At 63.9% G+C, this 13,282-nt stretch carries 11 protein-coding genes and 1 tRNA gene; 4 read left to right on the forward strand and 8 right to left on the reverse strand.

Annotated features, from left to right (window positions below):
* Window positions 1–26 precede the first annotated feature (26 nt).
* Window positions 27–1,037: an Ldh family oxidoreductase gene (locus AC1RGE_RS14480; RefSeq protein WP_065364411.1), complete on the forward strand. Its 1,011-nt coding sequence runs from the start codon at window positions 27–29 to the stop codon at window positions 1,035–1,037.
* A gap of 57 nt (window positions 1,038–1,094) precedes the next feature.
* Here the strand turns inward: AC1RGE_RS14480 and AC1RGE_RS14485 are convergent, their stop codons facing one another.
* Complete coding sequence (locus AC1RGE_RS14485) at window positions 1,095–3,251, reverse strand: TonB-dependent receptor (RefSeq protein WP_011059759.1); 2,157 nt, start codon at window positions 3,249–3,251, stop codon at window positions 1,095–1,097.
* Window positions 3,252–3,482: 231 nt separating this feature from the next.
* On the opposite strand from AC1RGE_RS14485, the gene AC1RGE_RS14490 reads away from it, so the two are divergent.
* Window positions 3,483–4,019 carry a GNAT family N-acetyltransferase gene (locus AC1RGE_RS14490; protein WP_015634497.1) on the forward strand — a complete coding sequence of 179 codons (537 nt, stop codon included), beginning with the start codon at window positions 3,483–3,485 and terminating at the stop codon, window positions 4,017–4,019.
* A 59-nt stretch (window positions 4,020–4,078) separates the two neighbouring features.
* On the opposite strand, the gene AC1RGE_RS14495 is transcribed toward AC1RGE_RS14490, so the two are convergent.
* From AC1RGE_RS14495 to AC1RGE_RS14510, 4 genes are all read right to left on the reverse strand, one after another.
* Window positions 4,079–4,453 (reverse strand): hypothetical protein, encoded by a 375-nt coding sequence (locus AC1RGE_RS14495; RefSeq protein ID WP_015634498.1) that lies wholly within the window; start codon window positions 4,451–4,453, stop codon window positions 4,079–4,081.
* Window positions 4,454–4,672: 219 nt separating this feature from the next.
* Window positions 4,673–4,960: a hypothetical protein gene (locus tag AC1RGE_RS14500; protein ID WP_015634499.1), complete on the reverse strand. Its 288-nt coding sequence runs from the start codon at window positions 4,958–4,960 to the stop codon at window positions 4,673–4,675.
* Between the two features lie 476 nt (window positions 4,961–5,436).
* Entirely contained in the window at window positions 5,437–6,624 is a 1,188-nt protein-coding gene (locus AC1RGE_RS14505; RefSeq protein WP_492584529.1) for a DUF1501 domain-containing protein, read from the reverse strand.
* Between the two features lie 27 nt (window positions 6,625–6,651).
* Window positions 6,652–8,190, reverse strand: coding sequence for a DUF1800 domain-containing protein (locus AC1RGE_RS14510; protein ID WP_492584531.1), 1,539 nt, complete (start codon window positions 8,188–8,190; stop codon window positions 6,652–6,654).
* 374 nt (window positions 8,191–8,564) lie between these two features.
* Between AC1RGE_RS14510 and AC1RGE_RS14515 the strand changes: the two genes are divergently transcribed.
* Window positions 8,565–10,340 (forward strand): sensor domain-containing diguanylate cyclase, encoded by a 1,776-nt coding sequence (locus tag AC1RGE_RS14515; RefSeq protein WP_492584533.1) that lies wholly within the window; start codon window positions 8,565–8,567, stop codon window positions 10,338–10,340.
* A 79-nt stretch (window positions 10,341–10,419) separates the two neighbouring features.
* Here the strand turns inward: AC1RGE_RS14515 and AC1RGE_RS14520 are convergent, their stop codons facing one another.
* Entirely contained in the window at window positions 10,420–11,148 is a 729-nt protein-coding gene (locus AC1RGE_RS14520; RefSeq protein WP_492584535.1) for a class I SAM-dependent methyltransferase, read from the reverse strand.
* Window positions 11,149–11,420: 272 nt separating this feature from the next.
* Between AC1RGE_RS14520 and AC1RGE_RS14525 the strand changes: the two genes are divergently transcribed.
* Window positions 11,421–11,849: an SMI1/KNR4 family protein gene (locus AC1RGE_RS14525; protein ID WP_015634504.1), complete on the forward strand. Its 429-nt coding sequence runs from the start codon at window positions 11,421–11,423 to the stop codon at window positions 11,847–11,849.
* Between the two features lie 106 nt (window positions 11,850–11,955).
* Here the strand turns inward: AC1RGE_RS14525 and AC1RGE_RS14530 are convergent.
* Together AC1RGE_RS14530 and AC1RGE_RS14535 are read right to left on the reverse strand one after the other, a co-directional pair.
* Window positions 11,956–12,029, reverse strand: a tRNA-Gly gene (locus AC1RGE_RS14530).
* 155 nt (window positions 12,030–12,184) lie between these two features.
* Window positions 12,185–13,069, reverse strand: coding sequence for an alpha/beta fold hydrolase (locus AC1RGE_RS14535; RefSeq protein WP_015634505.1), 885 nt, complete (start codon window positions 13,067–13,069; stop codon window positions 12,185–12,187).
* Window positions 13,070–13,282 lie beyond the last annotated feature (213 nt).

Genomic DNA, 13,282 nt, shown 5'->3' on the forward strand with positions numbered 1-13,282 from the left:
TCCCCACCTGCCATAGAGGTTCCTGCATGTCTGAATACATCACCCTGTCACTGGATGAAGTCTGTGCCCTGTCCTATCAGGTCCTCACTCGCCACGGCCTGTCCGACGCCCATGCCCGGGCGATCGCCGAAGTCATCACCCAGGGCCAGCGTGACGAGTGCCACTCCCATGGGGTGTATCGTCTGCTGGGCTGCGTACGTTCGGTGCGCGAGGGCCGGATAGACCCCCGGGCCGAACCCAGCCTGCGGCATGTTTCTCCCGGGGTGCTGGAGGTGGATGCCCATTACGGCTACTCCCTGCTGGGTTTTCATACCGGTTTGCCGATCCTTGCGGAAAAGGCCCGCAGCCAGGGGATCGCCGCCATGGTGATCAAGCGCTGCTTCCACTTTTCCGCGCTGTGGCCGGAGGTCGAGGCGATTGCCGACTACGGCCTGGTGGGGATGGCGATGAACCCCAGCCATAGCTGGGTGGCCCCGGCGGGCGGGCGTCATCCGGTGTTCGGCACCAACCCCCTGGCCTTTGCCTGGCCGCGCCCGGGGGGCCAGCCTTTTGTCTTTGACTTCGCCACCAGTGCCATTGCCCGAGGGGATATCGAACTGCATGCACGCCAGGGCAAGCCGATTCCCGAGCACTGGGCCATCGACGCCGATGGCCAGCCCACCACTGATGCCAAGGCGGCGTTGCAGGGCGCCATGCAGACGTTCGGCGGGCACAAGGGTTCGGCCCTGGCGGCGATGATCGAGTTGCTGGCCGGTGCCCTGATCGGCGACCTGACCAGTGCCGAGTCCATGGCCTTCGATGGAGGCGTGGGGGCTACGCCCTGCCATGGGGAACTGGTGCTGGCGTTCGATCCCAGGGTGTTTTTGGGGGAGGGCTATGCGCAGGGGCTGGAACGGGCGGAAGGGTTGTTCGCGGCGATTGCCCGGCAGGGCGCACGGCTGCCGTCACAGCGGCGTTTTGCGGCCCGGGCCCGCAGCCTGGAGCACGGGGTGCAGATTCCCCGAGGGCTGCTGGAGGATATTCGCGGGTTGCTCTGAGACCTGTTCACCGGCAGACGGCTCCTGCGGATGAGTGCAGGAGCCGGCTTTACGGCATCAGAAGCGTACGTTGGCCGCCAGCTCGGCGGAGCGCCCCGGCGCGACGGTGGCGAACATCCCCACGTGGGAGGCGTCGTAGTAAGTCTCATCGGTGAGGTTGAGCACGTTGAGTTGCAGGTCCAGGTTCTTGTTCACCCGGTAGGCGAGCATGGCGTCGTAGCGCCAGTAGGAATCGAGGCTGCGGGTGTTTTCATCGTTGGTATAGCGCTTGTCCACATAGTTGGCGCCGCCGCCGACCTTCCAGCGGTCGGTGAGGGCGTAGGTGGTCCAGACCGAGCCGCTGTTGGGGGCGATGAACTTGGCCTGGTTGCCATCGAAGTTGGTGTTTTTTCCGGACGCATACTTGACCGTCTTGGCATCCAGGTAGGTGTAGCCCGCCATCACTTCCCACTGTTCGGTGAGATGGCCGGTGGCTCCCACTTCAAACCCCTTCACCTCGACGTCGCCGTCCAGCGTGACCTCGTTGCTGATCGGGTCGTAGGTCCGGGCGTTGGTCTTCTCGGTCTTGAACAGGGCCGCGGTCAGGGACAGGCGTTCGTTCAGCAGGTCCCACTTGGTGCCCAGCTCGATGCTGCGGCTCTTTTCCGGATCCAGGTTGCTCAACCGCCCGCCCGCGGCGCCGTCGGCCCCCCCGGATTGCCCGGCGGTTTCCCCCGATGGGTTGAACGAAGTGCCGTAGGACAGGTAGATGCTGCCGTACGGCAGCGGCTTGAAGACGATGCCGCTCTGGTAGGTCCAGAGGTTGCTGCGGTTGCTCTGCACACCATCTCGCACGTGGTAGTTGTCGAAGCGTGCCCCCAGGTTCAGGTCCCACTGTTCATGCAGGGCCAGGGTGTCCATCACGTACAGGGCGCGGTTGTTGTGCTTGGTAACGCGATGCTGGCCATCGCCGCGTGGCACCGGGGTGAAGGGATCCTTGGGGTTGGGGTGGTTCAGGTCACCGAGGTCGGCGCTGCCCGCGCTGCCATAGCGGTTTTTCTCGTCGATCCGTTCCCGGGAGAATTCCAGGCCGGCGCTGTAGCTGTGGCCGATGGAGCCGGTGTCGAACTTGCCGAAAATATCGGTCTGGTTGATCAGCGAGGTATTGACCACGTTACGTGGGCGAGCGGTGCGTTGTGCGAGGTTGTTGCGCTCCTGGGCCGGTGTCGCAATCGGCCGGCTCATGATGTAGTCCTGCATGCTGCGCCCCTGGCGTGTGGTGTTGCGCAGGGTCAGGTGGTCATTGAAGTCGTGCTCCAGTTGCAGGGTGAACAGGTCGGCCGAGGTCTTGCGGAAGTCGCGTTTGCTGAAGCCGTAGAAATTGTCCCGGTCAACCTTGACCGGCTTGCCGCTGATGGCCGATACCGGAACACCTTGGTCGGGAATGTCGTCGCTCTGCATGTGGTAGTAGCTGAGGGTGCCGCGGGTATCGGTGTTCAGGCCGAAGGAAAAGCTCGGCGCCAGGCCCCAGCGGGTGACTTCCACATCGTCGCGCCCGGGGGTATCGGCTTCATGTTTCATGGCGTTCAGGCGCAGCGCCATGTTCTGTTCGGGCAGGTACTGGTTGAGGTCGACGGTGGTGCGGCGCAGTTGATCGGTGCCCAGGGTCAGGCTGCCGGCGGCGAAGGTTTCCTGCTGCGGCACTTTGCTGACCAGGTTGATGGTGCCGCCGGTGGAACCGCGCCCCGCGTAGGCCGAGCCCGGGCCCTTGACGATCTCGATCTGCTCGACGTTGAAGGCTTCGTGGGTCATGCGCCCGACATCGCGAATGCCGTCGATCATGATGTCGGTGCTGGCTTCGAAACCACGGATGAAGGGCCGGTCGCCCAGCGGCGTGCCGCCTTCGCCCGCGCCGAAGGTGATTCCCGGCGTGGTGCGCAGGGCATCGGCCAGGGTCGACACCGCACGCTCCTGCATCAGGGATTCGGTGATGATGGTCACCGACTTCGGGGTTTCGCGCAGCGGTGCGGTGAACTTCACCGAATCCGATGTTTCGCGCTTGTATCCCGGCTTGTGTTCGCCCTTGACGTGGGTGGTGCCGAGGGTGACGGATGCCGGGTCGGATGGGCGTTCGGTGGATTGCTCGGTGGCGCCGAGGCTGGCTTCGCTAAGGGCCATCAAACCGAGGGATGTGGACCACAACTTCCATGGGTGTGGGCGGGCAGGACTGGACATTTCAGATAGAGCCTCCGTTTTATTTGGAATGGATTCTCATCTGCGAATTAATATCATTCAATCAGAACTATCTGAACAATCATGTCGAAAAGTGTATGCGTCGTTGTATGCGCGATAGCCGGCCCCTCCTCAGGACCGCTACCAAGGGGCCGTGGCCTGTTGCTGAACCGGAGGGTTCTTTTTTTTCCGGCGTTGCGGTTTCATGAGCGCCCCCTTTCAGGAAGCTCACGGATGAACCTGCATTTCGAAACCGCCCGCCTGTTGCTGCGCCCCCGTACCCTTGAGCACTTCCAGGCGTGCCTGGGTATGGATCAGGATCCCGAAGTCACGCGCTTCATCCCCGGGACCTGGGATGGCGGGCAGTGGCACAGGGACTTTTTACAGGGGCGCATGACCCAGGATTTCGGCCCGCGCTGTGGGTATTGGGCGATCTTCGCCAAGGACGCGCCGGATGAGTTGCTGGGCTGGGTTTCCTTCATTCCCTTCGATGCTGTGGGGCCCGAGCTGGAAATGGGCTGGCGCCTGGTGCGGCGGGCCTGGGGGCGGGGTTTTGCCAGCGAGGCCGCGCGGCGGATCGTCGAGCATGCGTTTGCCGACCCGGCGGTGCAGCGCATAGTCGCCGATGCCCATGTCGACAACGAGGCGTCGTTGGCGGTGGCACGCAAGGTCGGTTTTCGCTTCACCCACAATGCCGATTTCGAAGGCTTGCCCTGCCGCTTCTTTGCAATGACCCGTGAGGATTTTTGCCAGCAACGGTCGGCTGGCTGAGGCGGGGGGGGCAAGCGTGGGGCGCCGTTGGCGGCGCCCCGTATGGTCCATGCCTGCCGTCAGAGGTGGCGGCTGACCCACCACAGCACCAGGAAGGCAATGACGGCCACCAGGGCCGCGAACTGGAACAGATTGATCAGCCACTTCAGGCCCAGGGGGAATTTCCTGTAGTCCTTCACGTTCAGGCCGCCGTTGCGCAGGAACAGGTGGGGCATGGCGAACAGTGCGCCGATGCACAGCAGCATGAAGAAACGGCTAAGGGGGTCCTTGCCCAGGAGCGGCATGCGGATGGCAATGACCCGGCAGCGCGACAGGTGCTTGACCATGTCATCAAGCCTGAAATAGCCCAGGTAGACCTGGATCGCCAGGGACACCAGCCCGGCCATGACCACCAGGACCCAACCCGCGGTATAGATATCTTTTGCGTTACACATATCTCTTCAGTGACCTCCTCAAGGTGGCGACCACGCGCTCAGCGTATTGCTCCTCCAGTGAGCCCTGGCACGCAGGGCAGCCGGCCACCATAGCACTTTGGGAGCGGTGTCGGGCGCAGGTGCTCCGGTACCCAGGGGTCAATGAGCGCCGCATCAGGGCTGTTTAGCGCGGTCGTAGCCCTGGTCGGAGGCTGGGAGAGAGGGGGGGGCAGGGCGGCCCTAGAGTTTGGCGCAACGCTCCACATCGGCCTGGGTGGTGACCTGGGTGTCGATGCCCAGGCGGTATTTGCAATAGTCGATGATCATCTGGCGCTGTTCATCGGTGAGCTTTTCCACGCGCCGGTAGTCGCCGTCATTGGCGTGGATGTTGAAGAATTCCAGGCGCAGGGTCGGGGATGTCTTGATAAACCAGCGGGTATGGGTTTCAGCCTCTTCAAGCTCGGTGTAGTAACCGAGGTTGAGCACCATCAGCAGGATGAGGGAGAGCAGCAACAGCAGTGTTTTCAAGGCACGGCTCCTTCCGTGGGGGGGCGCCAGGGGCGCGGGCTGCGAATGCTTCAGGTTTTTCCCCGGCTTGGCAAGCGCTCGGGCAGGAGGGGGGACAGCATCGATGGCGGGATTGGCTTCAGGTTCAGCAAGCAGACAGTTGCGCACTGGTAAAAATATCGGCACGCCGGGCAGGAGCCGGGCGGTGACAGGGGGCAAATGGTTTCAAGCGGATTCACGGCAGGTTGCCAAAAGTCTGCCGGGGCGAATGGCCCGGTGCATCCGTTTGCGAACCGCAGAGCGATCGTGGGCTCTGTACGAAAACTACCTGCGCTTCGATCAGACTGCGTTAAAAACAGGCTCGGAATGCTCATTTAGGTTCCTAAACTCCGCTTCCTCGCCTGTTTTTGCCTTGCCTGATCTTTGCTCGGCGAGTTTTCGTACAGACCCTGGGATCGCTCTTTTTTTGCCAGCACCCGGGCGTTTCAGCAACGGCATCAGACCAGGCCCAGGGTCGCGGGCCGGGAACCGGGGAACACCGCCTGCACCTGAGCGCTGGAAAGCCCCCAGGTAGCGCCCAGTAGGCCACCGAGCAGATCCCGGTAGTTGTTGAGCACCGGGTAGTCGCGGTTCTGCAGCAGGCTTTGCGCGTTCACCGTCACTTGCTCGCCGGCCAGGCGCCCGCCGCGAATGCTGCCGCCCAACACCCAGTACACCGTGCCATGGCCGCGGTCGGTGCCCCGGGCGCCGTTCTCGCGAAAGGTCCGGCCGAATTCGGAGACCACGACCACCAGGCTGTCCTTCCAGTGCTCGCCCATGGCCTCGGCATAGGCCGCCAGCCCTTGCCCGAGGTTGGCCAGGTTGCTGGCCAGTTGGCCCTGGGTGCTGCCCTGGTTGACGTGGGTATCCCAGCCGCCGACATCGACGAAGCCCAGGCGATACTGCTCGCGCATCAGGCCGGCCATGCGCCGGGTCTGGGCGGCGAAGCTCTGTGCATTGGCGGCCCCGCGATTGGCTGCGAGCATCTCTTGCTGCAGCTCCCGGGAGACCTTCTGGCGCAGGGCCAGTCCATCGCTGGCCGCGGCGGCATAGGGCGTGTGCTGGTACATGGAGGCCAGAATCGCTGCCTGGCGCTCATCGAAGGGCGTCTTGCCGGCGCTGCGCAAGGACAGGTTGGGAATCTGCTGGCCGCCCTGGAAGCTCAGGGGCAGGGCGTCGGTAAAGGCGATAGGCGCGCTGTCGGGCACCTGCCGCGCCAGGCGTGCGAGGAACCCCGAGTCGTAGCGCCGGTGCTGCTGGCTTGGCTGGCCGGCCTCGATAGTGTCCTGGGTCTGGAAGTGGCTGCGGGACAGGTCGTCGGTGCCGGCAAAGGGCACGAAGGCGAGTTCCTGGCGCTGCCACAGCGGGTACAGCGAATCGCGCAGCACCGGGTTCAGGCCCCAGTGGCTGTCCAGCGCGATGGCGCTCTGCGGGTTGTGCCCATCGGGCCGGGCTATCGCCAGGGTCGGGCGCGACTCGTAGTAGAAGTCGCTGCTGTAGGGCACCAGCAGGTTGTTGCAGTCATAGCCTCCGCGCAGGAACACCAGCAGGGTGCGCGGCGCCGAGGCCGGTGCGGCGAACAGCCGGGCACAAAACGTCAGGCTGGGCAGGGCGGCGGCTGCGATCAACAATTGGCGACGATTCATGACGGCTCCTGGTCAGGTGGGGCGCTCTCAGCGATTGTTGAAATCCGGCGAGGACAGCAGGAAGGTGTTCCATTCCTGGGGGGAAACGGCCTGCTCCAGGGCGTTGCGGGTGGTGCTGGAGAGGTAGGGGGCGATCGCCTGGTAATACATCGGCGTGGTGATCATGGGAAACCCCGGCCCCGGGACCTGGCTACCCTCGGCGGTGAACAGCCGGTTGTTGCCCGAGCCCATGGCCCGGGCGATTTCAAAGCGCCTGGCCATCTGCCCGGAACTCGACCAGCCACTGGCTACCAGCGGCCAGCCGTCGGGAGTGATGCGCCCGAACAGCGGCTGGCCCATCTGATTCAGCCAGTTGAGCAGTGGTCGCGGGTTGGCCAGGGGCTTGCCGTCATAGGTCAGGCGCAGCGCCGAGACCACGAACTGTTGCGGGTCCTTGAATTTCCTGCCGGCCGCGTGCAGCAGCTCCGGCGATTGCATCAGGGTGGCCATGACCTGGGCGATGTCGCCATCGCTGTCACTGAAGCTCTTGGCCATGCGCGCCACCAGCGCCGGCGGCGGCTCGTCCGCGACGAAGTACTGGGCCAGCTTGCGCGAGATGAACCGCGCGCAGGCCGGTTGCCGGGTGATGAGGTCCACGGCCTGGGTGATCTCGTCATACCCGCTGCCCTTGATGGTATGGCCCAGCAGGTGCTTGTCGCTGAAGTCGTGACGTGTGGGGTTGAACTGGAACAGGCCCTGTTGCACCACCAGGGGCTGCAGGTTGCGGGGAAAGTGCTGCTCGCGACCGTCCAGGGGCGCCAGCCCGGCTCCGGTGAGAATCAGCGCCAGCTGTTGCACGTCTTCCTGGCTGTAGCCGGCGTCGACGCCCAGGCTGTGCAGTTCCATCAGTTCACGGGCGTAGTTCTCGTTGACCTTGCCCCTGGCGTTACTGCTGTTGTCCAGGTATTCGAGCATGGCCGGGCTTTGCAGGGTGGCCAGCAGCAGGTCCTTGAACTTGCCCAGGGCGTGGGGGCGGAGGGTGTTTTCAAGGTAATCGGCGGTCAGCAGCCGCACCCTGCCCTTGCCCTGGAACACGCTGAAATGGTTGAGCCAGAACAGCACCAGTTGTTCCTTGAGCTGGTTGGGGCCGTAGACAGCTTGCAACAGCACACTGGACTGGGTCTGTTCAGCCAGTTGGGTGGCGTACTGGCGCAGGTCTTTTTGCGCCTGGTTGCGCGCTTCGCCCTCGGGCATTGCCTTGATCTGTTCCTGGCGCTGCCGGAACTCCTCCAGCAGGGAGCGGGGCGAATCGTTCAGGGCCGGATAACTGCGCAGCAGGGTGTCGATGGCCGGTGGCAACGGATCGTGCAGGCGATCGTCCAGTTGCGCCCTCAGCAGCTCATTGCGCCCCAGGGTGCGCAGGCGCTGGAGTTGCGCCGCGTCCAGGTCGAAGCCGTCACGCCGCAGCCATGCGATGTCGGCGGCACTGGGCGCTTGAGGTTGTGCGGCGTGGGCCAGGATTGGCAGCAGCACAGCCAGGGCAGTCGACAGGTACAGGCAGCGGGGCAACGGGGAAAGCCTTGGCATGGGCGGTTGGTCCGAAGTGAGAGGTTGCGGCCGATGGGATTTTCGCCATCTGTCGCCAGGTTCAGGGCAGGGCGTGAAGCCTGTCCCGGCTCCCTGGGCAGCACAGCGGTATAGCGTCGCAGGCTACCAGAGGGTTGTTCCGGCTTTCAGTCGGCAATGCTCTAGGACAAGTGTTTCAACGCAGGGTTGGGGGGCTTGCCGTCGACCGTTCGTCCGACGGATGGAATTGGCAAGCACTAGTCACTGCGTCATGCTGTCGATGGATGTCGTAGTGCCACTACTTCAAGGCCCGACCCGGTTTCCGGGTGTCGTTCCATCCCTGCGTTGGTGAGATAGATTGGTGATGAGTGTGTTGATCCTGCCCGAGGCGCAATATGCCCGATAAGGCGCTGGCCGAGGAGCAGCGCCTGGCTGCCCTGTATGCCCTGGAACTGCTGGATACGGCCCGGTGCGAGCGTTTTGACCGCATCTGCCGGCTGGCCGCAGAGTACTTCAAGGTGCCCACGGCCCTGATCACCCTGGTGGACCGTGATCGGCAGTGGTTCAAGTCGCGGGTGGGCTTTGCGCCCGAGCAGACCCCCATCGAGCAATCGTTCTGCGCCTATACCATCAAGTCCGGTGATGTATTCGAGGTGGAAAACGCCCGCCAGGATGTGCGTTTCCACGCCAATCCCCTGGTGACCCAAGACCCGGGCATCGGTTTTTATGCCGGCGCGCCGCTGATTACCTCCACCGGGCATGCGATCGGCAGCCTGTGCGTCATCGATCGCCAGCCCCAGCGCCTGAACGCTGCCGAGCGTCAGCAACTGCGCGACCTGGCATCCCTGGTGATGGAGCAGGTGGAGCAGCGTCAGCGCCTGACCCGGCGCGATCCGGTGAGCAGGCTGCCCAACCGTGAGCAATTTCAGAGCGACCTGTACGACCTGGCGGATGAGAACCCGGGAGAACGGCGCGTGCTGGTGCTGTTGGACGCGGTGGACATGACCGTGGCCCACGAGCTGACCCTGGCCATGGGCCTGGCGCCGTTCGAGACCATCGTGCGTTTCCTGGCCCAGCAACTGCTCGCCTACCTGGGGCGCCATGTGCGGGTGTATCACGTATCGGTCAAGCGCTTCGGCTTCCTGCTGCCGGCGGCTCCCGGGATCGAGCGCTTCCTGGAAGGCCTGGTGCGGCGCCTGCGGCGTCAGCCGCCAGGGCTGGAACTGCCGATGATTCCCGGGGTGTGCGCGGGCACGGTGGAGTTCTCCACGGACCGCGACGCCGTGCCCGACGTGTTGCGCAAGGCCATGTTCGCCCTGGAACTGGCGACCCTCAACCGCAGCACCTGGGCGCCTTACGACGTGGTGCGGGACCAGGCCTACCGGCGAGCCTTCAACCTGGCCTCGGATATTAGCGAAGCCCTGGACAGTGGGCAGATCTACCTGATGTTCCAGCCGCGTTTCGCCCTGCCCGACGGCGCCCAGGTCAGCGCCGAGGCGCTGATCCGCTGGGATCACCCCTGGCTGGGGCCGATTTCACCGGCGGAGTTCATTCCGGTGATGGAGCGCAATGCGTTGATCCACCGGGTAACCCACTGGGTGATCAATGCGGTGCTCGGCAAGCTGCAGGCCTGGAGCGACGGTGAAGTGCAGCGCCTGTCGATCAACCTCTCGCCCCAGGATTTCGAGGACCAGGACATCGCTGATGTGCTCAAGGCGGCCTGTCGCCGCCACGGCATCGAACCCCATCGCCTGGAAGTGGAAATCACCGAGGGTGCCTGGTTGCGTTCCAACCCGCGGGTGCTGGACCAGTTGAGCAAGATCCGCGCCCTGGGCATGGATGTGGCCATCGACGATTTCGGTACCGGCTACAGTAACTTCGCCTATCTGCATCAGATTCCGGCCAATGTGGTGAAGCTCGACAAATCCATGGTCACCGACCTTGAGAGCAGTGCCCAGCACCAGAAGATCACCCGCTCGGTCATCGCCCTGGCCCGGGAACTGGGCTACCGCACCGTGGCCGAGGGCATTGAAAGCTTCAAGTGCCTGCAGATGCTGCGCACCTTCGGCTGCGATGAGGCCCAGGGTTATTTCCTGGCCCGGCCCATGGTCCAGGAAAAATTCCTGGCCCGCAGCGCGGCCCAGCGCTTTCCACTACAGCAAGGCTACTGACTGCGGCTTCTGTAGCCGCTGTCGCAGGCTGCGAGCGGCCCGAAGGGGCGTTAAAAAACCTTGAGGGCGCCGCACCTCCTCACCGCTGCGCTGCCACCAGCAACAGCATCGGCCGCTCCCGCTCCTCTGCCAGCGCCGGACGGTCCTCGACCTGCTGCGCCGTGGGGCCCCACTCCTGCACATGGCGCAGGTTGAAGCCGGTATCGATCAGCGTGTTGAGCAGCGTGCCCAGGGTACGGTGTTGCTTGATCACCCCTTCGGCCAGCCAGTGGGTCACCCGCTCGCCTTCCTGCTGGTAGCTGTCCACCGGCCAGGACTGGCGGCCCTGCGCGTCCACCTGCCAGCCCGGGTTGCGCGGTGCCATGAAGATCGGGTGCTCGATGGAGAACACCAGGCGCGCCCCCGGTACCAGGGCCGCATAGACCTGGGCGAACAGGCCGGGCAAATCCTTTATGTAGTGCAGGGCCAGTGAGCTATAGGCCAGGTCGAAGCTGCAGGCGGGCAGGCGCAGTTGCTCCAGGTCCTCTTGCTGATACTGCACGTTGGGTGCCGAGGTGGTGGCGCGGGCGGTGGCCAGCATCTTCTGCGAAACGTCCAGGCCGACTACTTGGCGGGCACCGTGCTCGCTGGCCCAGCGGCTGAACCAGCCATAGCCGCAGCCCAGGTCCAGCACCCGCAGGCCGTTCATCGGTGGCAGCAGGGCTTGCAGGGCCGGCCATTCCGGCGCGGCGTCGAGGCCGCCGAGGGAGCGGCCCATCTGGCTGTAGGCCTGGAAAAAAATCGGGTCGTCGTAGATGTTCTGAGTCATGTCGGGAGGCTCTATCAGGTTCGTGTGCAGCCCTGGTGGGCAGGGAATGTCATGCAGTTGAAACAGCTGAGGGGCTTCTCCCTCGCAGGGCGCGACGCAGGTATCGTCGATGGCCGGGCAGGCGGTGCAGCAAAACAGGTCGGATATCTTAGCCAGTTTTGCGGGCCGGGCCATCGCCGGATGCTTTGCACGCCAGGATCTTCATCGGCACAATCGCCGGCCGGGAACACCGAGTGTCCCCGGCCCCGAATTCGTACCCCAAGAGAGGCATCATGGGCAAAGCGAGAGTGACAGGCACGACGATCGAGGCGATCCGCGCGGCAGAGATGGCATTGGGGCGTACCTTGCCCTGCTCGTTCGCGCGCTGGTTGCTGGAGCACAACGGCAAGGCCCTGGGGGCGCTGGAGGTGTTTCCGGTCTTCGATGCCCGGGATCCGCGCAAGACCTGGGAGTCGATAGTCCGCCATTTCGAAGGCGGCTGGCGGGCCTGGCAGGACAACGTCTGCGCTGACCCGGCGGGTTTCTCCAACCTGCTGCCGTTCGCCCAGTTCGGCACGGGCGACTACTACTGCTTCGATTACGCCGTGCTGGGGGAGGCCGGTGAGCCGGTGGTGGTGCTCTGGTCCCATGAGACTGGCGCCACGTCCGTGGTTGCCGATGGCTATGCAGCTTTTCTGGCCAGCACCGATCGGCCCGGGTAGGCACAAGGCTTGGGCTTGAATGGTCAGGTCTGGAGGGAGAGATCGTTGCGGTTCAACGACTGGGAAACTGCTTGGAGCTTCTGCGTGGGCACGCAGATTGGGGAAGTGGAGCGGGTGAAGGGAATCGAACCCTCGTTATCAGCTTGGGAAGCTGGAGTAATGCCATTATACGACACCCGCTCGAACGGCTGACTTTGTACCAGATGTGGCCGTGGATTTGAAGTTTTTCTTTAGCTGACTTGCGCTTGCGCGCCGCTGACCTTCATCGCAAGCCCGCCCCATACCGTGAAAACCGGGGTTGTCACGGTGTGCAGGCGGCCTGCGAGGAGGGCTTTTCAGAGGGCTCGTACATGCTGCTCCTGGACATGCGGGGCACGCGAACGGTTGTCGTACTGGCCCGGTTTGAGGAACCCCATCAGGGCCTGGCGAGTGTCGCGGCAGGCGGCCTTGTGCTCCATGTCGAGAAAGTGCCCGGTGGCCTGGATGGTACTGAAGCTCGACTGCTGCACATGGTTGGCGAACAGCCGGGCATCGTTGGCCGAGGTGTACTCGTCCCATTCGCCGTTGATGAACAGCACCGGGACCTGGATGTTGCGTGCGGCCCTGAGGTAGCACTGGCGATCACCATGGAGCACATGGCTGATGTGGAAGTGCATCTGCCCGTACTCATGTTCCGCCAGGCTGCTGACGTGGCGATAATTGAAACGCTTGAACAGCGACGGCAGGTGCTTGCCGATGGTGTTGTTGACCAGGTCGCCGACGCGATGGCCATCGCGGCTGCCGAGGTAGTCGACACCGCGTTCCAGGTAGTCGCGCATCGGCTCGTTGATCACCGGCGAGAACGAGCTGATCACCGCCTTCTCGATGCGTCGCGGGCGCTGGGAGAGCGCTTGCAGGGCGGCGGCGCCGCCCCAGGAAAACGACAGCACATGTTCGGCGGCGAAGTGCTCGATCAACTCCAGCAGGATCTGCCCCTCGACTTCCTTGGTGAGCATCCGTTCGTGCCTGTTGTGGGCCTTGGAGCGACCCGCGTAGGGCTGGTCGTAGAGCACCACATTGAACTGCGGGTGGAGGTTCTTCACGGTCTGGGCAAAGGACGCAGTGGTGGCCAGTGAGCCGTTGACCAGAATGATGGTCTTGTCTGCGGCATCTGCGCGATAGAACTCCGTGTAAACCCGATACTGACCCTGTATATCCAGCACAGCGATTTCTGGCCTCATGTCATAAGACTCCTGGCAAGCGGGTATGCGCGCAACGTGAGTGTGCACGGGCAATGTGACAGGTAGGCATACGCCTGGAATCGGAGCCCATGTCGATCCGGTAAGGCAGGTCGACGGGTGTTGTTATAGGCGGGCGATTTGCCGGGGGGAAGGCAGAGCAGGCAGGGCTCAGGCCGGCAAAGGGTTTCTTAGATGCGTGGTTGTGACTCGTCG

This window comes from Pseudomonas sp. GW823-FHT02C05, from assembly GCF_058797595.1.